The organism is Rathayibacter sp. Leaf296, from assembly GCF_001423045.1.
GTDB lineage: Bacteria > Actinomycetota > Actinomycetes > Actinomycetales > Microbacteriaceae > Rathayibacter > Rathayibacter caricis.
On record NZ_LMNR01000001.1, the window covers coordinates 781,427 to 801,458 of the forward strand.

A 20,032-nucleotide genomic window follows, 5' to 3' on the forward strand; every position below is an offset into this window, starting at 1 on the left:
GTCGCATGAGTGGGATCGACGACCGGGTCAGCCGGATCCAGGACGCGTGGCGGCTCGAGCGGCCCGACCTCGACGTGTCGCCCCTGGGGCTCATCGGACGGCTGCACCGCCTCGCGGACGCCCTGACCGAGGAGCTCCTGCCCGTCTATCGCGGACACGGACTGGGCGAGGGCGACTTCGACGTCCTCGCGACCCTCCGCCGCAGCGGGCCGCCGTTCGAATGCCCGGCGGGCGAGCTGGCGGCTTCGACGATGGTGACGACGGGCGGGCTGACGAAGCGGGTCGACCGGCTGGAGGGCGCGGGGCTGGTGAGCCGCCGGGCGAGCACCGACGACGGGCGGGGCCGGCTGATCGCCCTGACGGACGCGGGGCGGGCGGTCATCGACTCCGCCTTCTCTGATCACGTGGCGAACGAGCACCGCCTGATCGAGGGGATGCCGACCGAGGACCGCGCGGTGCTCGAGCGCCTGCTGGCGGAGTGGCTCGCACGGGTCACGCCTGACGGATGACACGGGGGACTCGAACGAGAGGGCCCGTCGCGCAGGACGATGCACGACGGGCCCTCTCAGCCGAGGTTCTGCGGCGGATCAGCCGAAGGGGATCGCTCCGACCAGGACGCCGACCGCCAGCATCACCAGCGAGACGATCACGGCGCGCCACAGCACCTTGCGGTGGTGGTCGCCGAGGTTGACCGCGGCGAGCGAGACGAGCAGCAGGATCGCGGGGACCAGCGGGCTCTGCAGGTGGACCGGCTGACCGGTGATGGAGGCGCGGGCCATCTCGACCGGGTCGATGCCGTAGTTCGCGGCGCTCTCGGCGAGCACCGGGAGGATGCCGTAGTAGAAGGCGTCGTTCGACATGAAGAAGGTCATCGGGATGCTCAGCACGCCCGTGATGACGGCGAGGAACGGGCCGAGCGCGGGCGGGATCACATCGACGACCCACTCGGCCATCGCGTCGACCATTCCGGTGCCGTTCAGGACTCCGATGAGCACGCCCGCGGCGAGGACCATCGAGACGACCCCGACGATGCTCGGAGCGTGCTTCACGATCTCGGACGCCTGGTCCTTCATCTGGGGGAAGTTGATCAGCAGCGCGACCGCGGAGCCGACCATGAAGACGTAGGGCAGCGGCAGGATGTCGGCGACCAGCAGCGACATGACGACCAGGGTGAGCGCGAGGTTCACCCAGATCAGCTTCGGCCGCAGGGTCTCGCGCTCGGGGTCGAGCATGGTGTCGGCCATGGCGGTGTCGGCGTCGTCGGCCTGGACGCGGGCGGCGACGGCGACCTGGGCGCCGCGCAGCGACTCCGGGCCGCGGAGGAACGAGAACTTCTCGCGGGCGACGGTGCGGATGCCTCCGGTCAGTGCGGCGAGGCCTCCGGTGCGCGGGGCGCGGCCGGCGCCGACGAGCTCGCGCTCGACCATCGGCTCGGCGAGGGCGAGCGAGCCGAGGCGGCGGCGCTCGCCGAGTCCGAGGAACCAGGCGAAGACGAGCGTGACGGCGAGGCCCACCGCGAGGGAGGGGAGCATCGGCACGAAGATCTCGCTCGGCGAGACCTGCAGGGCGGCGGCGGCGCGGACGGTCGGACCGCCCCACGGGACGATGTTGAGCGTGCCGTTCGCGAGGCCGGCGACGCAGGTCAGGACGACCGGGTTCATCCCGAGGCGGAGGTAGATCGGCAGCATCGCGGCGGTGGTCACGATGAAGGTGGTCGACCCGTCGCCGTCGAGCGAGACGGCTCCGGCCAGCAGCGCGGTGCCGAGGACGACCTTCGCCGGGTCGTCGCCCAGTGCGCGGACGATGAAGCGGATCAGCGGGTCGAAGAGCCCGACGTCGATCATGATGCCGAAGTACATGATCGCGAACATCAGCAGGGCCGCCGTGGGGGCGAGGCTGCCGATGGCCTCGATGACCATGTCGCCGATGCCCAGGCCCGCGCCGGCGAAGAGGCCGAAGATCGTGGGGACGACGATCAGCGCGACCATGGGCGTGAGCTTCTTGGTCATGATCAGGGCCATGAAGGCCAGGATCATCGTGAATCCGAGTACTACCAACACTGCTGACTCCTTCGTCGTCGTGCGTCCTGCTGCCCGTCGCGAGCGGCGCTGTCCGGGTCCTGAGAACCCTAGGGAGGCCGGGCCCGGGCGCCCGGGTATCGCTCATAAGCGCGCCATCTGCGCATAGTGTGGGTTCTGCGCATTCTGCGCAGGGAGGAGGCCGCATGCGCTTCGCGACCCACGTGCTCGTGCTGCAGCTCGCGACCGTCTCGGCCGCCGTCCTCGTCTGCGCCGGCCTCGTCACCGCGATCAGCGTGCAGCAGCTGCGCGGCGAGGCGGAGGAGACCGCGCTCGCCATCGCCCGCACCGTCGCCGAGGATCCGGACGTGCGCGCGGCCGTCGGCGACTACTCCGCCGACCCCGGCACGCCCGACGCGGTCGGCCTGCGGGCCGGCCCCCTCGAGGACCTCGCGGCCGGAGTGGAGGAGCGCACCGGCGCGCTCTTCGTCGTGATCACCGACGACCAGGGCATCCGGCTCGCCCACCCCGACCCCGACCGGCTCGGCGAGGTCGTCTCGACCAGCGCGACCGAGGCGCTCGCCGGACGCGAGAGCGTCTCGTGGGGCACCGGCACGCTGGGGGAGTCGGCGCGGGCGAAGGTGCCCGTCTTCGCGCCCGCGGGCGGCGGAGTCGTCGGCGAGGTGAGCATCGGCTTCGCGCGCTCGAGCGTCTTCGACGACCTGCCGACCGCGCTGCTGGGCGTCCTCGCCGCGGCGGTCGCGGCGCTGGTGCTGGCCGCGGTCGCCTCCGTGTTCATCCGGCGCCGGCTGCTGCGGCTGACGCTGGGCCTGGCTCCGGAGGAGCTGACCGCGCTCGTGCAGGACCAGGCGGCCGTGCTCGACGGGGTCGACGAGGGCGTGCTCGCCTTCGACCGCGACGGACGGGTCGGCGTCTGCAACGCGCGCGCCGCCGCGATCCTCGGATCGGACGACCCCTCGGGCCGCGCCCTGCAGGGCCGGACCCTCGACGGCCTCGATCTCCCGACTCCGCTGGCCGACGCGATCACCGCCGCGCTGCGCTCGCCCGAGCGGGCCCGGTCGGCGGGAGCGGAGGGGTTCGTCGTGCACTCGCGCATCGTCTACGTCGACATCCGCCGGGTGACCCGCGGCGACCGCGACCTCGGCGTCGTCGTCGTGCTGCGCGACCGGACCGACGTGGCCGCGCTCAGCCGCCGCCTGGACGCGGTCGGCTCGATGACCAACGCGCTGCGCGTGCAGCGGCACGAGTTCGCCAACCGCCTGCACGTCGTGGCGGGACTGCTCGACGCCGGCCGCACGGAGTCGGCGCGCGACTACCTCGACGAGGTGCTGACCCGCGGGCCGCTGAAGTACCCCGTGCAGCACGCCGACCGGCTGCAGGAGCCTTACCTCCAGGCGCTCGTGGGCGCGAAGGGGATCGAGGCCGCCGAGCGCGGGGTGCTGCTGACGCTGGGCGAGGAGACGCTCGTGCGCGGAGTCGTCGTCGAGCCGGAGGACGTCGCGACGGTGGTGGGCAACCTGGTCGACAACGCGGTGCGGGCGGCCGCGCTCGGCGGCCGCGAGGTGCGCTTCGTCGAGGTCGAGCTGCTGGACGACGGGGACGCGCTGTTCGTGACGGTCGCCGACTCCGGCGACGGGGTCGCGGATCCGGACACCCTGTTCGAGCGCGGACCCGCCGAGGACGACGGGGACGACGACCGCGTGCACGGCCGCGGCTTCGGGCTGCCGCTCTGCCGCGAGGTGGCGGCGCGGCGCGGAGGAGCGGTGTGGCTGGCCGACGCGGGCGGCGGCTCGGCGGGAGCGGTGCTCTGCGCGCGACTGCCGGGCGCGGTGCGTCCGCCCGAGACTCAGGAGGAGCGATGACAGACCCGCAGGAGCGCACGGTGCTCGTCGTGGACGACGACTTCCGCGTGGCGCAGCTGCACGCCGACCTGGTCGACGGGCGCCAGGGGCTGCGGGCGCTGCCGCCGGTGCACACCGCGCGGGCGGCGCGGGCGGCGGTGCTCGACTCCGCCCCCGACCTGCTGCTGCTCGACGTGCACCTGCCGGACCAGAGCGGCATCGCGCTGCTGCGCGAGCTCGACACCGACGCGTTCGTCGTGAGCGCCGCCTCGGACGGGGCGACCGTGCGGCGGGCGCTGCACGCCGGCGCGCTCGGCTACCTGATCAAGCCGTTCGACGCACGGTTGCTGGGCGAGCGGCTCGACGCGTACGTGCGGTTCCGCAACGTGCTGCGCGAGGACCGCGCGGCCGACCAGGAGGCGGTGGAGCGGGCGCTGCGGATCCTGCACTCGGGCGATGCGGCGGCGGCCGGGCCCTCGCGCTCGGCGACCGAGCAGCTCGTGCTCGCGCGTCTCACCGAGTCCGGAGTGGAGCTCTCGGCCCTCGAGGTCGCCGAGCGCGCCGGGATCTCGAGGGCGACGGCCCAGCGCTACCTCTCGGGCCTGGCCGGCCGCGGCCTGGTCGAGATGACCCTGAGCTACGGCAGCACCGGGCGCCCGGAGCACCGGTACCGCGCTCGTTGAGTGCGCCGCAGAGCGGCGCACCGCGGTCGGCCCCCTGAGACGGCGGATTCCGCAGAGCGTCCTGCGTCCGGCTACGCCGATCCGCTGACACGCGGATCGTCGGTTCGCCTCGGCCCTTCGCCCCGGCTGCGGAAGCGACCTCGTTCTCGGAGACGACGAAGCCCCCGGAACCGGAGTTCCAGGGGCTTCGTCGGTCCAAGGGTCGGATCAGTGCCCTGCGTCGGCCTCGGCCTCCACGCGGCGGCGCTCGGCGGCCTCCTTGGCCATGCGGCGGCCCTTCGGGCTGACCAGCGAGGCGATGACCGTGACGGTCAGCACTCCGATGATCACGCTCAGCGAGAGGCCGGTGCCGATCTCGAAGACCTCCACGTGCTCGCCGTTGTTGATGAACGGCAGCGTGTTCTCGTGGAGCGCGTGCAGGATGAGCTTCACGCCGATGAAGGCGAGGATCGCGGCGAGGCCGTAGCTGAGGTACACCAGGCGGTCGAGCAGACCGTCGATCAGGAAGTACAGCTGGCGCAGGCCCAGCAGCGAGAACGCCGTGGCGGTGAAGACCAGGAAGACGTCGTTGGTCAGGCCGAAGATGGCGGGGACGCTGTCGAGGGCGAACAGGATGTCCGTGCCGCCGATCGCGGCCATGACCAGGAGCATCGGCGTGAGGACGCGCTTGCCGTCGACCGTCGTGTAGAACTTGTCGCCGTCGTAGGTGTCGCTCGTCTTGAAGACGCGCTTGGCCAGGCGGACCATGATGTTGTCGCCCGAGTGCTCGTCGCCCGGCTTCACCAGGTTGAACGCGGTGAGCAGCAGGATGAGGCCGAACGCGTAGAAGACCCACGCGAACGAGTTGATCAGCGCGGCGCCGAGGAAGATGAAGCCGGTGCGGGCGATCAGGGCGAAGACGATGCCGAAGAGCAGCACCTTCTGCTGGTCGGCCCGGGGCACCTTGAAGCTCGCCATGATGATCAGGAAGACGAACAGGTTGTCGACCGAGAGCGCCTTCTCGGTGATGTAGCCCGCGAAGTACTCGGACCCGGGAGTCGGCCCGCCGAAGACGAGCACGCCGAGGCCGAAGAGCACCGCGATGCCGACGTACAGGGCCGACCACACCGCCGACTCCTTCAGCGTGGGCTCGTGCGCCTTGCGCACGTGGAAGAAGAAGTCGAAGAGCAGGAGCAGGACGATGAAGACGATCGTCAGGGTCCAGATCAGGGGCGATACGGTCATCAGTGGGGGAGGCCTCGCTCGTGAAGGGGTGGGGGACGGTCGTCGGGGGGTCCGAGGGCCGGCGACGGGGTCGGGCAGGTGAGAACGCTAGCGATCCGTCGACGCCGGGCCTGCTGGTGCGACCCGATCATGAGCATCCTCTCAGTTCCCGGGCCCGCCGTCGCGTCCAGCGGCCGGTGGGCCACACTGGTGCCATGCCGGACACCGCGGTCGACAGGACCTTCGACGACGCCTACGGGGTGACCATCCACTACCGCTGGTGGTCGCACCCCGCCCCGCGCGCCCTGGTGCAGATCGCGCACGGCGTGGGCGAGCACTCGGGCCGCTACGTCGAGCTCGCCGAGGCGCTCGTCGCCGCGGGCTACGCGGTCGCGGCCGACGACCACCGCGGGCACGGGCGCACCGGTCTCCAGCAGCACGGCGGCGACGCGTCGCAGCTCGGCCGCCTGGGCCCCGGCGGGCTCCGCGCGACGGAGGAGGCGGTCAACCGGCTCACGCGCGAGCTCGCCGCCGAGAACGCGGGCCTCCCGATCGTGCTGCTGGGCCACTCCTGGGGCTCGCTGATGGCGCAGCGGATCGTCGACCACCACTCCTCCGACTACGCCGCCCTGGTGCTCAGCGGCACCGCCTACCGGCTGCCGTTCTTCATGAACGGCGGCGACCTCACCAAGCGGCACCGGCAGCCCGGCGGGCTCGGGCTCGAGTGGCTGTCGCGCGACCCGGCGGTGTGGCAGCTGTTCCACGACGACCAGCTGACCTTCACGGATCCGCTCGCGAAGCGGATCGGGATCGTGGAGACCCTGCGACTGGTCGGCCGCCCCGCGCGCCGCATCGCTCCTCCGCTGCCGCTGCTCATCGTCATCGGCGCCGAGGACACGCTCGGCGGCGAGCGGTCGGTGCGGGCGCTGGCCCGGGCCTATCGTCGCCGGTCGGGCTTCACGGACGTCTCGGTGCGGGTGTACCCGGAGGCGCGGCACGAGCTGTTCCAGGAGCTGAACCGCGTCGAGGTCACGGCCGATCTGGTCGCCTGGCTGGACGAGAGATTCGACTCCCGGCCCGCGCGGCCCGCTCCCGCCTAGGCTGGCCCCATGCATGGCGAGTACAAGGTCCCCGGCGGAAAACTCGTGGTCGTCGACCTGGAGGTGGTCGACGGCAGGTTCGCCGACTTCCGCCTCGCGGGCGACTTCTTCCTCGAGCCCGACACGGCGCTCGACGACATCGACCGCGCGGTCGTGGGGCTGCCGGAGGAGAGCGACGCCAAGACGATCGCCGCGGCGATCCGGGCGGCGCTGCCGAGCGATGCCGTGCTGCTGGGCTTCACGCCCGAGGCGGTCGCCGTCGCGATCCGCCGCTCGCTGCAGAAGGCGACGAGCTGGCGCGACTACGACTGGCGGATCGTGCACGCGAAGGCCGTCCCGCCTGCGATGCACCTCGCGCTCGACGAGGTCCTGACGGCCGCCGTCGGCGAGGGCCGCCGCGAGCCGACGCTGCGCATCTGGGAGTGGGACCAGCCCGCCGTCGTCATCGGCAGCTTCCAGTCGCTGCGCAACGAGGTCGACCTCGAGAACGCCGAGAAGCACGGCGTCGAGGTGGTCCGGCGCATCTCGGGCGGCGGCGCGATGTTCATGGAGGCGGGCAGCGTCGTCACCTACTCGATCTACGTGCCCGGCGACCTGGTGCAGGGCCTGACCTTCGCCGACTCCTACGCGTTCCTCGACGAGTGGACGATCAGCGCGCTGCAGTCGCTCGGCATCGACGCGGTCTACCAGCCGCTCAACGACATCAGCTCGCCCTCGGGCAAGATCGGCGGAGCCGCGCAGAAGCGGCTGGGCTCCGGAGCGGTGCTGCACCACGTGACCATGAGCTATGACATCGACGCCGAGAAGATGGTGCAGGTGCTGCGGATCGGCCGCGAGAAGCTGTCCGACAAGGGAATCGCCTCCGCCGTGAAGCGCGTCGACCCGCTGCGCAGCCAGACCGGGCTCAGCCGCGCCGAGATCATCGAGCGGATGAAGGACACCTTCGTGCGCCTGCACGGCGGGACGCCGGGCGACCTCACCGACGCGGAGTACGCGGAGGCCGAGGAGCTGGTGCGGACGAAGTACTCGACGCAGGAGTGGCTGCGCCGGGTGCCGTGAGCGCGGCGGGGCGCTGAGGCCGCCGGGGCGCCGCGCGGCGGGCTCAGCTCGCGAGCAGCTCCTGGTAGTCGGGGTGCTCGGCGATGAACTCCGCGACGAACGGGCAGACCGGCACGATGTGCGAGCCGAAGCGCTCGTGCGCGTCGTCCAGGGCCGCCTCGACCAGGCGGTCGCCGAGCCCCTCGTGCCGGTGCTCGGGGGCGATCTCGGTGTGGAGGAACACCACGTCGGACCCGCGCAGCGCGTAATCGGCGAGCCCGACGTTCTCGCCGTCGACCCACAGCGTGTACCGGGACTCGGTCGCGTCGTGACGCACTTCTGAGATCATCGCGTCACTCTACGCCGGAGGCCGTCGGGAGCCCGTCAGCCCCCGGATCGGAGCCCTGGGCGTGTCGGCGGAGGCGCCCCGCACTGGCAGAATCACAGGATGCCCTTCCCGATCGCGGACGGCGTCCCCGAGCTGCGGAGCGCGGTGATCCACGCCGACAACCTCGACGTTCTGCCGCAGCTGGCCGACGGGTCGTTCACGGTCGTCTACCTCGATCCTCCGTTCAACACGGGGCGGGCGCAGGTGCGCACCTCGACCACGTCGGTGCGCTCGGCGACCGGCACGATCGCCGGGTTCAAGGGCCGCAGCTACGAGCGGATCCGCGGCGACCTGCTGCAGTACGACGACCGGTTCGACGACTACTGGTCGTTCCTGGAGCCGCGACTGGCCGAGGCCTGGCGGCTCCTGGCCGACGACGGCACCCTCTACCTCCACCTCGACTACCGCGAGGCGCACTATGCGAAGGTGCTGCTCGACGCGCTCTTCGGCCGCGAGTGCTTCCTGAACGAGATCATCTGGGCCTACGACTACGGGGCGAAGGCCACCCGCCGCTGGCCGACGAAGCACGACACGATCCTCGTGTACGTGAAGGATCCGCGCGGCTACCACTTCGACTCCGTCGCGGTGGACCGCGAGCCGTACATGGCCCCCGGCCTCGTGACGCCCGAGAAGGCCGAGCGCGGCAAGCGGCCGACGGACGTGTGGTGGCACACGATCGTGTCGCCGACGGGCCGCGAGAAGACGGGGTACCCGACGCAGAAGCCGGAGGGAGTGCTGCGGCGCATCGTGCAGGCGTCGAGCCGCGAGGGCGACGCGGTGCTCGACTTCTTCGCGGGCTCGGGGACGACGGGCGCGGTGGCGCACGCGCTCGGGCGCCGCTTCGTGCTCATCGACTCGCACGCCGACGCGGTGGCCGTGATGCGCCGGCGCTTCGCGTCGCTGGATCCGGCGCCGCTCTTCCTCTGAGGCCCGCCGGAGGCTCTACTCGCTTCTCCAGAAGTTGCGGTGATCGCGCGCGCTTACCGCAACTTTTGGAGAAGCGCAGTGCGGGAGGGTCCTCCACAGGCGTCGGATCCCGTGTCCACCTGTGGAGAGTCGTCCGCGGGAGTCGACCGGGGCGATCCTGTCGCCATGCATCAGAGCGACAACCCTCTCGGAGCCTTCTCCCGCGCGTCCGCGATCGAGAGGGGGTGGACGGAGGATCGCATCCGGCACCGTGCACTCTCGCGTCCGTTCCACGGCGTCCGCACCGTGGTCGCGCCCCGCACCCATCTGCAGCGTGCTCAGGCGTACGTCCCTCGCCTGCGGGACGGCCGGTTCTTCTCGCACCTGACGGCGGCGGTGCTGTACGACGTCCCGCTGCCCGCACTCGCTGCCGAGGACGACCCGGTGCACGTCGCCGTCTTCTCGCCTGCAAGGCCCCCGCGGTGCCGCGGTGTCGTCGGCCACGCGCTGAACGGCGGTCGCTTCACCGTGACGACTCGGCGAGGTCTCCCCGTCACGGATGCCGTGTCGACGTGGCTCCTGCTCGGCACGGTCCTGGCGTATCGGGAGCTCGTCGTCGCGACGGATCACCTCCTGTTCGTCCCCCGCTACCGCAGTGACGACCCCGATCGTCCGTTCGCGCGTCGTGCCGACCTCGAGGCCGCTCTCGCGGACTTCCACGGCGCCGGCGCGCGAGCGCTGCGCAGCGCTCTCTCCCTGGCATCGGACGCGGCGGCGTCCCGTCCAGAGACCGGCCTGCGGTTGATGATCTTCGAAGCGGGCCTTCCGGAGCCCGAGCTGAACGCCCCCATCCGCGTGGGCTCGAAGCTGCTCGCCGTCGGAGATCTGGTGTTCGCCCGGTGGAAGGTGCTCGTGGAGTACGACGGGGAGCAGCATCGCACCAGCGACGCGCAGTTCGCCCGGGACCGCGAGCGGCTGCTCGCCCTCCAGCTGGCCGGGTGGATCATCGTCCCCGTCCGCGCCGAGGGCCTGCGCCAGGGGAGCGCCCGGACGATCGCCGAGATCCGCGCGGCGCTCCACGCGCACGGCTGGCGCGGCTGAGGTCCGGATGCGGTCGGCACGGCGCAGCCCGCACGGTCTCACCGTGACGTCGGAGGAGGAGTGTCGGGTCGCGACTGCCGGGAGGTGACGCCCGCGGGCCTCGTCGCTTCCGCAGGAGTTTCAGGAAGTGCGAGCAATCACCGCACCATCTGGAGTACGGCGGTAAGGGGTCGGTCCGGGTGAGGAGACGAGGCTGGGGGCGGTGGTTGCGCAGAAGTCGAGGTGGTCGTGAGGAGCTACCGACACTCCTGAATCGCGGTCGTCGAGTGCTGCTCCGGGAGAAGGAGGGGGCCGCAGGAGTCGCTTCGATTCCGCAGTAGTTGCGGGAAGCGCGAGCGTTCACCGCAACTTCTGGAGAAGGGCGGGGCTGGGCGGTGCGACGTCGAGTGGGCCTGAGACGCGGGGCTTCCGCAGTAGTTGCGGGAAGCGCGAGCGGATACCGCAACTTCTGGAGAAGTGCGTGGGGAGAAGTGCGAGGGGTCTGGGTGGAAGGAGGGGGAGTGGGCCGGAGATGCAACGCTTCCGCGATAGTTGGGGGAAGCGCGAGCGTTCACCGCAACTTCTGGAGAAGCGCGGGCGGCGGGAGCGAGAGAGGGAGCGGGGCACCGGCGGCGGCCGGCGTCAGGAGCTGGCGCGGACGACCAGCTCGGTGGGCATCAGGGTGCGGTGCTCCACCGGGAGGCCCTCGATGCGGGCGACCAGGAGCTCGGCCATGCGGGCGCCCAGCTCGACGGGCATCTGGCGGACGGTGCTCAGGGCCGGTGCCGCGGTGCGGGCGAACATGTCGTCGTCGAAGCCGACGACGGCGACGTCCTCGGGGACACGCCGGCCGGCCGCCCGCAGCGCCTCGTACGCGCCGACGGCCATCTGGTCGTTGGCGGCGAAGAGGCCGTCGATCGAGGGGTCGCGCTCGAGCAGTCGGCGCATCGCCTCGCGGCCGCTGTCGGGCGAGAAGTCGCCCCACTCGACGAGCGAGTCGTCCAGACCCGCGTCGGCGAGGGTGCGGCGCCAGCCGACGAGCCGGTCGACGCCCGGCGGCATGTCTGCGGGGCCGGCGATGGTGGCGAGGCGGCGGCGTCCGCGCTCGACGAGGTGCGCGGTCGCGGCGGCCGCTCCCTCCGCGTTGTCGACGTCGACGAAGTACGAGCCGCGCTCCTCCGGCGACAGCGGGCGGCCGCCGAAGACGATCGGGAGCGAGTTGGCGAGAGCCGCGTAGGAGTGGTCGCCCGAGTGGTGCGAGACGACGAGGGCGCCGTCGACGTTGCCGCCGAGGAGGTAGCGGCGGGTCTTCTCGCCGTTGGTCTCGGACGCGATCAGCATCGACAGGGTGTAGTCGGTGTCGGCCAGGCGCATCGCCGCGCCCTGCACGATCGAGGCGAAGAACGGATCGGCGAAGACGCGCGCCGTCGACTCCGGGACGATCAGCGCGATCGACTGCGTGCGCCGCGACGCCAGCATGCGGGCGGCGCGGTTGGGCACGTAGTCGAGCTCGCCGATCGCCTTCTCGACCGCGGCGACGATGTCGGCGGCCACCTGCGGGGCGCCGTTGACGACCCGCGAGACGGTCGCGCGCGACACTCCGGCGCGCGCCGCGACCATCTCGAGGGTGGGGGAGCGCCCCGCCTCGCGGCCGATCGATCCGTCGGCCACCGGTCAGTCCAGGAGCGACGCGGCGGAGCCGCCGAGCAGGCGCGAGTAGACGAGGCCGGAGTCCTTGATCGTGCGCTCCTGGGACTCGTAGTCGACGCGGACGATGCCGAAGCGCTTCTCGTAGCCCCACGCCCACTCGTAGTTGTCGAGCAGCGACCAGACGAAGTAGCCGCGGACGTCGGCGCCCTGATCGATCGCGTCGGCGACCTTCTCGACGTGGTCGAGGACGTACTGGGTGCGGTCCACGTCGTGCACGCGGCCGTCCTCGACGACGTCGTCGTACGCGGCTCCGTTCTCGGTGACGTAGAGCGGAGGGAGGTTCTCGTACTCCAGGCCCAGACGGGTGAGCAGGTAGCGCAGTCCGTCGGGGTGCACCTCCCAGTCCATCGCCGTGCGCGGCAGGCCCCGGCTGGGGAAGGTGATGAACTCCGACCCTACGAACGGGGAGGCGGTCTCGCGGTCGGTCGCGACGGCGAAGTCCTCGGTGCCGGCGGGGAGCGGGTGACCCGAGACGTTGTCGTCGTGGTAGTGGTTCACGCCGAGGAAGTCGAGCGGCAGCGAGATGAGGTCGAGGTCGCCGTCGACGATCAGCTCGTCGAGTCCGAGTCCGGCGACGTCCTCGAGCAGGTCCTCGGGGTACTCGCCGCGCAGCAGCGGGTCGAGGAAGATGCGGTTCTGCAGCGCGTCGAAGCGGCGGGCGGCGTCGAGGTCGACCTCGTCCTCGGGGTCGTCGGGGACGGCGTTGGAGAGGTTGAGCGTGATGCCGAGGTTCTGCGCGCCGAGCTGACGCAGCGTCGAGACGGCGAGGCCGTGCGCGAGGTGGGTGTGGTGGACCGCCGCGAGCGCGGCCTGCTGCGAGATCACTCCGGGGGCGTGCACTCCGGCGCCGTAGGAGAGCAGCGTCGAGCAGAACGGCTCGTTGAAGGTCGTCCAATGCTGGACGCGGTCGCCGAGGCTCTCGTAGACGGCTTCGGCGTAGTCGCGGAAGCGCTCGGCGGTGTCGCGGTTCGTCCAGCCGCCGGTCTCCTCCACGGCCTGAGGGAGGTCCCAGTGGTAGAGCGTGAGCCAGGGCAGGATCCCGGCGCCCAGCAGCTCGTCGACCAGGCGCGAGTAGAAGTCGAGTCCCTCGGCGTTGACGGAGCGGTCGCCCGGCTTCACCCGCGACCAGCTGACCGAGAAGCGGTACGAGCCCAGTCCCAGCTCCTTCATCAGCTGCACGTCGGCGGGCATGCGGTGGTAGTGGTCGACGGCGACCTCGGGGGTGTCGCCCTTCGCGACGGCGCCTGGGACGCGCGAGAACGCGTCCCAGATGCTGTCCTCCTTGCCGCCCTCGTGGCCGGCGCCCTCGATCTGGGCGGCGGCCGTCGCGGAGCCCCACAGGAATCCGACCGGCCAGTCGCGCACGGCGAGGCGCTCGGCCCGGAGGGTCTGCTCAGCGAGGCTCGGCGTCTCGGTGGCGGGGGTGCGGGCAACGCTCATGGGCGACTCCTTCGGCTGGTACCGCCATCCTACGGCCTTCGATGGAGCGCTCTCTCGCTGCCGTACCGGCGCCGCGCCGAGATCTCGGGGCGGCGCCGGAGCGCTTCAGCTCCGACGGTCGTCGGGCGCGGTCGGAGCCGTGCGGACGGAGTCGGTCCGCACGTCGGGCTCGATGCTGCCGGCGGCGAGATCCGCGCCCGCCCGGGCGGCGAGCTGCGGGTCGGTCCGGCGGAGCTCCTCGGCGCGCTCGTCGTCGGCGGCGAGGTCGTGCGCCTCCTGCATCGCCGACTTCGCGCGCAGCGGAGGCGTCTTGAGGAACCACGACAGCACGAAGGCGAGCAGGACGACGCCGAGGGCGACCGAGAAGACGGTCACGGTGGCGTCGTTGAAGCCGGTCAGGAACGGCGCCGAGAGCGCGCGGTCGGCGGTGTTCAGGAACGAGGTGTCGCCGTCGAGCGCCGAGCCGATCGCCGAGGTGTCCTGCGACTGCAGGAGGCCGAGGATCTTCTCGTTCGCCGGATCGGCGAGGACGGCCGGGTCGGCGAGCGCGGCCTGCAGATCGGAGGCGATCGCCGGCTTCTGGAAGGCGCCCGCGATGGTGTCGGGGATGCGGGTGAACAGCACCGAGAAGATCACCGCCGTGCCCAGGGTGCCGCCGATCTGCCGGAAGAACGTCGAGGCGCTCGTCGCGACTCCCATGTTCGCCACGTCGACCGAGTTCTGCGAGGCGAGGGTGAGCGTCTGCATCATCTGGCCGAGTCCGAGGCCCAGCAGGAGCATCCCGCCCATCATGAACAGGACCGGCTTGTCGATCGAGACGAAGGTGAAGTAGAAGAACGCGGCCGACATCAGGAAGGTGCCGACGATGGGGAACGCCCGGTAGCGGCCGGTGCGCGAGATGATCTGGCCCGAGACGATCGAGGCGATCATGAGGCCGAGGATCATCGGGAGCATCAGGAAGCCCGACTCCGTGGGCGTCGCTCCGTTCACCAGCTGCAGGTAGAGCGGGATGGTCATCATGCCGCCGAACATGCCGAAGCCGACGAGGACGCCCAGCACGGTGGCCATCGAGAAGGTCGGCGAGCGGAACAGCTTCAGCGGGATCAGCGCGTCGTCGCCCATCATCCGCTCGGCCGCGATGAAGCCGACGATCCCCAGGACGCCGACGATGTAGCAGACCCACGCGATCGGGGAGCTCCAGCCCCACTCGCGACCCTGCTCCGCGATCAGCAGGAGAGGGCCGGCCGCGACGATGACGAGGGCCGCGCCCCACCAGTCGATGCGGATCGAGCGGGTGCCCGCGGGCTTGGGCAGGTGCAGGAAGCGGAGCACGATGACGAGCGCCACGGCGCCGATCGGCAGGTTGATCAGGAACACCCAGCGCCAGCCGGTGATGAACAGGATCTCGGGCGTGCCGGCGAGCAGGCCGCCGATCAGCGGGCCGACCACACTCGAGACGCCGAAGACGGCGAGGAAGTAGCCCTGGTACTTGGCGCGCTCGCGCGGCGGGAGGATGTCGCCCATGACGGTCAGCGCGAGCGACATGAGGCCGCCGGCGCCCAGGCCCTGCACCGCGCGGAAGCCCGCGAGGCCGAGCATCGAGGTCGCGAATCCGGCGAGGAGGGAGCCGATCAGGAACAGGACGATCGCGATCAGGTAGAGCGGTCGCCGGCCGAAGATGTCGGAGAGCTTGCCGTAGATCGGGGTCGCGATGGTCGAGACGATCAGGTAGGCGGTGGTGACCCAGGCCTGCTGCGACAGTCCGTCGAGGTCGTCGGCGATCGTGCGCATCGAGGTGCCCACGATCGTCTGGTCGAGCGAGGAGAGGAACATCCCCGCCATCAGCCCGAAGATCACGAAGAGGATCTGGCGGTGCGACATGACCGCCTCGGAGGGCGTCGGTGCTGTCGGTCGGGAAGCGGAGTCGGCCATGGGTGTCCCCTCGTCAGGCGGGCGCCTTCAGGGCACGGCGGACCGCCGCGAACGTTGCGTGCTGCGCAAAGTTACACCGGGAGCCGACGCGCCTCCAGAGCCCGCGGCGAGCCTGAGCGGGATCTCAGGAGGCGCGCGCGGGCGTCACTCCGGGGCGGCGGCGGGCTCCTCGGTCCAGCCCGCCTCGCGGAGCGCCGCTCGGGCCTCGGCTCGTGCGGAGTACGGCGTGCGGACGCCCCGGATGTCGCGGTAGTTCTGGTGCCCCGGGCCCGCCCAGAGGATCGAGTCGCCCTCCTCGGCCAGCGAGACGGCGACGCGGATCGCGCGCTTGGGGTCGTCGACCTCGTGGATCTCCCCGTTGGGACGCGCGGCGCGGGCGGCCTCGACGAGCGTGCGGCGGATGGAGGCCGGATCCTCGAAGCGCGGGTGGTGATCGGTGACGACGAGCACGTCGCTGCCGGACACGGCGGCCTCGGCCATCGCGGGCCGCTTCAGCGTGTCGCGGTCGCCGTCCGCGCCGAACACCATGATCACGCGGCCGCGGGTCACCCCGCGGACCGCCTCGAGCGTGTGCTGGAACGCGTCGGCGCTGTGTCCGAAGTCGACGTAGACGGTCGGGCCGCGCTCGCCCGAGACGCGCTCGGTGCGGCCGGGGAGCGAGACGTCGACTCCGCCGTCGCGGTGCAGAGCGGCGCGGATCTCGCCGAGCGGCCGACCCGACTCGACCAGCATGACGATGGCGAGGGCCGCGTTGGCCGCCATGTGGGCGCCGATGATGGGCACCGAGGTGGTGATCGCCCGCGACTCGCGGTTCTGGATGCGGAAGCCGGTGCGGCCGAACTCCTGCTCGAGGATCGTCACCGTCCAGTCGGCGTCGACGTCCGGGAGCGAGGTGATGGTGGTCACGGGGATGCCCGCCGTGTCGCGGATGCGGGCACCGGCGGGGGAGTCGAGCGAGACGACGGCGCGTCGGGCCCGGTCCGGCTGGAAGAGCTGCGCCTTCTGGGAGAAGTAGGTCTCCATGTCGCCGTAGTCGTCGAGGTGGTCGTGGCTGAGGTTCGTGAACCCCGCGACGTCGAAGACGACCCCGTCGACGCGGTGACGCGTGAGCGCCTGAGCGCTGACCTCGATCGCCGCGGCTCCCACGCCGTCCTCGTGCATGCGGGCGAGCAGCGCGTGCAGCTCGGTCGCCTCGGGGGTGGTCAGGCCGCTCGTGATCGAGGTGTCGCCGATGTGGCGCTCCGCGGTCGAGCTGAGGCCCGGGACCACGCCGAGCTGGCGGAGGATCCCCTCGATCATGTGCACGGTCGACGTCTTGCCGTTGGTGCCGGTGACGCCGAAGAGCACGGGCGCGCGCTCGGCCGTTCCGTAGACGGCGGCGGCGACGGCGCCCAGGCGCGAGCGCGGGTCGTCGACGACCAGCACCGGCAGGCCCGTGGCGCGGGCGAGCTCCGCTCCGGCCGCGTCGGTCATCACCGCGGAGGCGCCGCGCTCGCGGGCCTCGCCGACGAACTCGGCGCCGTGCCGGTTCACGCCGGCGAGCGCGACGAAGAGGTCGCCGGGCTCGACGTCGGACGCGGTGAGCACGACCCCGGTGACCTCGGCGTCGACGAGATCGTCGGCCGGGATCTCGAGGGTGCGCGCGAGGGCCGCGAGAGGGACCGCGGGAGCGAGGCGGGGTCGGAGCATGGGGTCCTTTCGTCGCCGGGATCGCCGGTGCGGGGCCGAGGGGGCGGCGCCGCGCGATCGCCGGTGCTGTCACTCACGCTAGGGGAGTCGCTGATGTGAATCCTTCGAGGATATTGGAGTCGGGCTCGAAGATCCGGTCGCCGGGCGGTCGTCGGGAGACCTCGACGGACCCGCGTCTAGGCTCGGAGGATGACGTCGAGCGAGAACGAGGCCCCCGGCGGGCGCCCGGTGCGCCGGCGCGCACTGGTCATCGGTGGAGTCGCGGTGGCCGCGGGGGCGACCGCGTTCGGCGTCGGCGCGGCGATCGGAGCCGGTCGAGGAGCACCGGCGCCGACCGCGGGCGCGACGAGTCCCACGACCCCGACGCCCACTCCGACTCCTCCCCCCTCGGCCTCGGCGACCCCTGAGCCGGTTCCGACCGCCACCGAGGAGCCCACGCCCACCCCGACACCCGGCATCGACCTGTCGGCGAACTCCGTCGACGACGCGGCGAGCCCGTGGGTCGTGGTCAACAAGCTGCGGACGCTGAACCCGGTCGACTACGTCCCCGCCGATCTCGTCTACCCGGATGTGCGCTACGTGAATCGCCAGCCGATGCGGCGGGCGACGGCCGACGCGCTGGTCGCGATGGTCGCGGCCGCGTCGACGGAGGCGGGACTCGCGCTCGCCGTGCAGAGCGCGTACCGCTCCTACGAGACCCAGGTCGGCGTCTACGCCGGCTGGGTGTCGACCCGCGGTCAGGCAGGGGCCGACGCGACGAGCGCGCGGCCCGGTCACAGCGAGCACCAGACGGGCTGGGCCGTCGACGTGGTCGGCGCGTCCGGGACCTGCGCGCTGGAGATCTGCTGGGGGGACACCCCGGAGGGCCTCTGGGTGGGGGAGAACGCGCACCGCTTCGGATTCCTCGTCCGGTACAAGCCGCAGAACACTCCGATCACCGGGTACGAGTCCGAGCCGTACCACCTGCGGTACGTCGGGACGGAGCTCGCGCAGCACCTGCGCGACACGGGAGTCGAGACGCTGGAGCGCCTGTTCGGACTTCCGGATGCGCCCGATTACGCGCCCGGTTCTGTTTCCTAGGCGCTCTAGCGATCACATTCGGACGTCCGGCGACGTGACACGCGCCGCTCGTTACCGTACTGTTACCCGAAGCGTTTCCGGGCGGCCCCCTCCGTCCGAGCGCGACAGCCCCTTGACAGGGCCACCCCCCCCTGTAGATCAGTGCGTCACCGTGCCGTCGCATCCCGAACCGTGAGATACCTCTGTGCCCCCCAGCTCCACCCGCTCCACCCCGACTCCGTCCCCCGCCACCCCCGAGGTCGTCGCTCCCGACCCGACCGCCGCGCCCCTGACCCGCCGCGAGGCGAGGGAGCGGGAGGGCCGCATCCGACCCGCCGTCCCGGCGGCCCCCGCGCAGGACCCCCGCCCGGTCCGCCCCTCCGCCTCCGTGCCGCCGCACGCCGTCGCCGAGACCGTCTTCGTCTCGCGTCGCGACCGCCGCGCCTCCGAGGGCCACCGCCAGCACCGCCCGCGCGTCGAGCCCGCCCGTCGCGGCTCCGCGTTCCTCCGGCCCACGCGCCGTCACCTCGTGCTCGCGATGTCCGGCGGCCTCGTCGTCGTGGCCGTCGCCGCAGGGGCGAGCCTGACCATCGGCGGATCGGGGTCGTCCGAGTCCGCCTCGGCCAGCGCCTCCGGGACCGCGTCCCCGACCGCCCTCCCCACCACCGTCGCCGTGCTCCCGGCCACGACCGCCTCCGCCCGCGTCGTGCTGAGCGGCGTCTCGACCACCACCGGGACCGTCGCCGGAGGCACCGCCGTCACGCTGCAGGGCTCGAACCTCGACTCGGTCGCCTCGGTGCGCTTCGGCGAGGCCGAGGGCAGCGTCGCCGTCGAGAACCCCGATCGGATCACGGTCATCGCCCCGCCCGCCTCCGGGGAGGTCGAGGGAGTGGTGCCCGTCGCGTTCTTCGACGCGAGCGGCGCGCCGATCACCTTCGACGCCGTGACGGACGCCGCTGCGGCGGTCACGGCCGACGGCACGCCGGTCGCCCAGCCGGCGATCGCGACGACCGCACCCGAGCCGCTCCTCGCCGACCCCGCCGCGGACCTCGGAGCGCCGACGCCCGAGCCGACCGCCACTGCGACCGCCACCGGTGTCCTCGCGACGACCAAGGTCGTCGCGTCGGCCATCACCTTCGCCTACACGCCGGACCCCGCGATCGAGGCCGCGAAGGCCGCCGCGGCGCTGGACGCGAGCCGCCTGGCCTCGCAGCTCGACTACGTCGAGACCTACTGGAACGAGTACAACTCGGCGCAGTACGGAGTCATCGGCGGCAACGACTGCGTCAACTTCGCCTCGCAGTCCCTCATCGCCCGCGGCTGGAGCATGGACTCCGAGTGGAGCTTCTCGGCCGGCGGCGGGTACAGCTCGGCCTGGGCGTCCTCGACGGCGTTCAACTCCTACCTCGCCGCGCACCCCGAGCGCGCGACGCCGCTGGCGAACGACCAGCGCGACCAGGTCGAGGTCGGCGACGTCGTCCAGTTCGACTGGGACGGGTCGGGCGACTGGGACCACACCGGCATTGTCACGAGCGTGGACGGCGACACGATCCTCTACGCCTCGCACACCGTGGACAACTTCGACCAGGACATCGACTCGGCCTCGGCCGGTCGGATCATGTTCTGGAGCGTCTGACGGGAACGACGGAGGGCCGCCACCGCCTGAGCGGTGACGGCCCTCCGGGGCTCGGGAGAGTCAGTTCTTGAAGACGTCCTTGACGTCCTCGCCGACCTTCTTGGTGTGGGCCTTGGTCTGATCGGCCTGGCCCTCGGCCTCGAGGCGCTCGTTGTCGGTCAGCTTGCCGACCGCCTCCTTCGCCTTTCCGACCAGGTTCTCAGCGGCGTTGCGGATCTTGTCGTCAGCACCCATCAGGGGCTCCCTTCGTTCTGTTCTCGGATCCTCCGGCGAAGGCCGCTGGAGGGG

Annotated in this window: 17 protein-coding genes; 9 read left to right on the forward strand and 8 right to left on the reverse strand. The window is 71.9% G+C overall.

All coding sequences use genetic code 11. The annotated features are described in order from the left end of the window. Positions 1 to 5 precede the first annotated feature (5 nt). Positions 6 to 509 (forward strand): MarR family winged helix-turn-helix transcriptional regulator, encoded by a 504-nt coding sequence (locus tag ASF46_RS03515; protein WP_157602186.1) that lies wholly within the window; start codon positions 6 to 8, stop codon positions 507 to 509. 78 nt (positions 510 to 587) lie between these two features. Here the strand turns inward: ASF46_RS03515 and ASF46_RS03520 are convergent, their stop codons facing one another. Continuing rightward, on the reverse strand, positions 588 to 2,036 hold the full coding sequence (locus ASF46_RS03520; protein WP_082485212.1) for a CitMHS family transporter: 1,449 nt from the start codon (positions 2,034 to 2,036) through the stop codon (positions 588 to 590). Positions 2,037 to 2,224: 188 nt separating this feature from the next. On the opposite strand from ASF46_RS03520, the gene ASF46_RS03525 reads away from it, so the two are divergent. Further along, entirely contained in the window at positions 2,225 to 3,901 is a 1,677-nt protein-coding gene (locus ASF46_RS03525; protein WP_200919659.1) for a sensor histidine kinase, read from the forward strand. Then, positions 3,898 to 4,563: a response regulator gene (locus ASF46_RS03530; protein ID WP_056866446.1), complete on the forward strand. Its 666-nt coding sequence runs from the start codon at positions 3,898 to 3,900 to the stop codon at positions 4,561 to 4,563. Before ASF46_RS03525 ends, ASF46_RS03530 begins: the two co-directional genes overlap by 4 nt. A gap of 207 nt (positions 4,564 to 4,770) precedes the next feature. Here ASF46_RS03530 and ASF46_RS03535 read toward each other — a convergent pair whose 3' ends face one another. After that, positions 4,771 to 5,787, reverse strand: a complete 1,017-nt coding sequence (locus tag ASF46_RS03535; protein WP_082485214.1) for a TerC family protein — start codon at positions 5,785 to 5,787, stop codon at positions 4,771 to 4,773. A gap of 194 nt (positions 5,788 to 5,981) precedes the next feature. Between ASF46_RS03535 and ASF46_RS03540 the strand changes: the two genes are divergently transcribed. Both ASF46_RS03540 and ASF46_RS03545 read left to right on the forward strand, forming a co-directional pair. Continuing rightward, complete coding sequence (locus tag ASF46_RS03540) at positions 5,982 to 6,866, forward strand: alpha/beta fold hydrolase (protein WP_056866447.1); 885 nt, start codon at positions 5,982 to 5,984, stop codon at positions 6,864 to 6,866. A 9-nt stretch (positions 6,867 to 6,875) separates the two neighbouring features. Next, a complete protein-coding gene (locus ASF46_RS03545) occupies positions 6,876 to 7,925 on the forward strand; it encodes a lipoate--protein ligase family protein (protein ID WP_056866448.1) in 1,050 nt (349 codons plus the stop codon). 43 nt (positions 7,926 to 7,968) lie between these two features. On the opposite strand, the gene ASF46_RS03550 is transcribed toward ASF46_RS03545, so the two are convergent. After that, positions 7,969 to 8,253, reverse strand: coding sequence for a GNAT family N-acetyltransferase (locus ASF46_RS03550; RefSeq protein WP_056866449.1), 285 nt, complete (start codon positions 8,251 to 8,253; stop codon positions 7,969 to 7,971). A 99-nt stretch (positions 8,254 to 8,352) separates the two neighbouring features. Between ASF46_RS03550 and ASF46_RS03555 the strand changes: the two genes are divergently transcribed. Both ASF46_RS03555 and ASF46_RS03560 read left to right on the forward strand, forming a co-directional pair. Continuing rightward, positions 8,353 to 9,219, forward strand: a complete 867-nt coding sequence (locus ASF46_RS03555) for a DNA-methyltransferase (protein ID WP_056866450.1) — start codon at positions 8,353 to 8,355, stop codon at positions 9,217 to 9,219. Positions 9,220 to 9,384: 165 nt separating this feature from the next. Next, complete coding sequence (locus ASF46_RS03560; protein ID WP_056866451.1) at positions 9,385 to 10,299, forward strand: DUF559 domain-containing protein; 915 nt, start codon at positions 9,385 to 9,387, stop codon at positions 10,297 to 10,299. Positions 10,300 to 10,920: 621 nt separating this feature from the next. Here ASF46_RS03560 and ASF46_RS03565 read toward each other — a convergent pair. From ASF46_RS03565 to ASF46_RS03580, 4 genes are all read right to left on the reverse strand, one after another. Continuing rightward, entirely contained in the window at positions 10,921 to 11,898 is a 978-nt protein-coding gene (locus tag ASF46_RS03565) for a LacI family DNA-binding transcriptional regulator (RefSeq protein WP_056867422.1), read from the reverse strand. A 54-nt stretch (positions 11,899 to 11,952) separates the two neighbouring features. Next, the gene (locus ASF46_RS03570) at positions 11,953 to 13,428 is read right to left on the reverse strand and encodes a GH1 family beta-glucosidase (protein ID WP_082485216.1); all 1,476 of its coding nucleotides are present in this window, start codon (positions 13,426 to 13,428) and stop codon (positions 11,953 to 11,955) included. 105 nt (positions 13,429 to 13,533) lie between these two features. Further along, complete coding sequence (locus tag ASF46_RS03575; RefSeq protein ID WP_235576842.1) at positions 13,534 to 15,360, reverse strand: MDR family MFS transporter; 1,827 nt, start codon at positions 15,358 to 15,360, stop codon at positions 13,534 to 13,536. Between the two features lie 144 nt (positions 15,361 to 15,504). Further along, positions 15,505 to 17,049: a Mur ligase family protein gene (locus tag ASF46_RS03580; RefSeq protein WP_056866452.1), complete on the reverse strand. Its 1,545-nt coding sequence runs from the start codon at positions 17,047 to 17,049 to the stop codon at positions 15,505 to 15,507. Between the two features lie 189 nt (positions 17,050 to 17,238). Between ASF46_RS03580 and ASF46_RS03585 the strand changes: the two genes are divergently transcribed. Together ASF46_RS03585 and ASF46_RS03590 are read left to right on the forward strand one after the other, a co-directional pair. Next, the gene (locus ASF46_RS03585) at positions 17,239 to 18,129 is read left to right on the forward strand and encodes a M15 family metallopeptidase (protein ID WP_056866453.1); all 891 of its coding nucleotides are present in this window, start codon (positions 17,239 to 17,241) and stop codon (positions 18,127 to 18,129) included. Positions 18,130 to 18,313: 184 nt separating this feature from the next. Continuing rightward, complete coding sequence (locus tag ASF46_RS03590; protein ID WP_056866454.1) at positions 18,314 to 19,744, forward strand: amidase domain-containing protein; 1,431 nt, start codon at positions 18,314 to 18,316, stop codon at positions 19,742 to 19,744. 60 nt (positions 19,745 to 19,804) lie between these two features. On the opposite strand, the gene ASF46_RS18720 is transcribed toward ASF46_RS03590, so the two are convergent. Further along, a complete protein-coding gene (locus tag ASF46_RS18720; RefSeq protein ID WP_082480972.1) occupies positions 19,805 to 19,978 on the reverse strand; it encodes a CsbD family protein in 174 nt (57 codons plus the stop codon). Positions 19,979 to 20,032: the final 54 nt, after the last annotated feature.

Excerpts from the sequence above, each read along its gene's own strand:
- ASF46_RS03530 (WP_056866446.1), top strand. The coding sequence starts at position 3,898 with ATGACAGACCCGCAGGAGCGCACGGTGCTCGTCGTGGACGACGACTTC.
- ASF46_RS03540 (WP_056866447.1), top strand. The coding sequence starts at position 5,982 with ATGCCGGACACCGCGGTCGACAGGACCTTCGACGACGCCTACGGGGTG.
- ASF46_RS03515 (WP_157602186.1), top strand. The coding sequence starts at position 6 with ATGAGTGGGATCGACGACCGGGTCAGCCGGATCCAGGACGCGTGGCGG.
- ASF46_RS03580 (WP_056866452.1), bottom strand. The coding sequence starts at position 17,049 with ATGCTCCGACCCCGCCTCGCTCCCGCGGTCCCTCTCGCGGCCCTCGCG.
- ASF46_RS03575 (WP_235576842.1), bottom strand. The coding sequence starts at position 15,360 with ATGGCCGACTCCGCTTCCCGACCGACAGCACCGACGCCCTCCGAGGCG.
- ASF46_RS03570 (WP_082485216.1), bottom strand. The coding sequence starts at position 13,428 with ATGAGCGTTGCCCGCACCCCCGCCACCGAGACGCCGAGCCTCGCTGAG.
- ASF46_RS03560 (WP_056866451.1), top strand. The coding sequence starts at position 9,385 with ATGCATCAGAGCGACAACCCTCTCGGAGCCTTCTCCCGCGCGTCCGCG.
- ASF46_RS03535 (WP_082485214.1), bottom strand. The coding sequence starts at position 5,787 with ATGACCGTATCGCCCCTGATCTGGACCCTGACGATCGTCTTCATCGTC.
- ASF46_RS03565 (WP_056867422.1), bottom strand. The coding sequence starts at position 11,898 with ATGGTCGCGGCGCGCGCCGGAGTGTCGCGCGCGACCGTCTCGCGGGTC.
- ASF46_RS03550 (WP_056866449.1), bottom strand. The coding sequence starts at position 8,253 with ATGATCTCAGAAGTGCGTCACGACGCGACCGAGTCCCGGTACACGCTG.
- ASF46_RS03545 (WP_056866448.1), top strand. The coding sequence starts at position 6,876 with ATGCATGGCGAGTACAAGGTCCCCGGCGGAAAACTCGTGGTCGTCGAC.
- ASF46_RS03555 (WP_056866450.1), top strand. The coding sequence starts at position 8,353 with ATGCCCTTCCCGATCGCGGACGGCGTCCCCGAGCTGCGGAGCGCGGTG.
- ASF46_RS03520 (WP_082485212.1), bottom strand. The coding sequence starts at position 2,036 with ATGATCCTGGCCTTCATGGCCCTGATCATGACCAAGAAGCTCACGCCC.
- ASF46_RS03525 (WP_200919659.1), top strand. The coding sequence starts at position 2,225 with ATGCGCTTCGCGACCCACGTGCTCGTGCTGCAGCTCGCGACCGTCTCG.
- ASF46_RS03585 (WP_056866453.1), top strand. The coding sequence starts at position 17,239 with ATGACGTCGAGCGAGAACGAGGCCCCCGGCGGGCGCCCGGTGCGCCGG.
- ASF46_RS18720 (WP_082480972.1), bottom strand. The coding sequence starts at position 19,978 with ATGGGTGCTGACGACAAGATCCGCAACGCCGCTGAGAACCTGGTCGGA.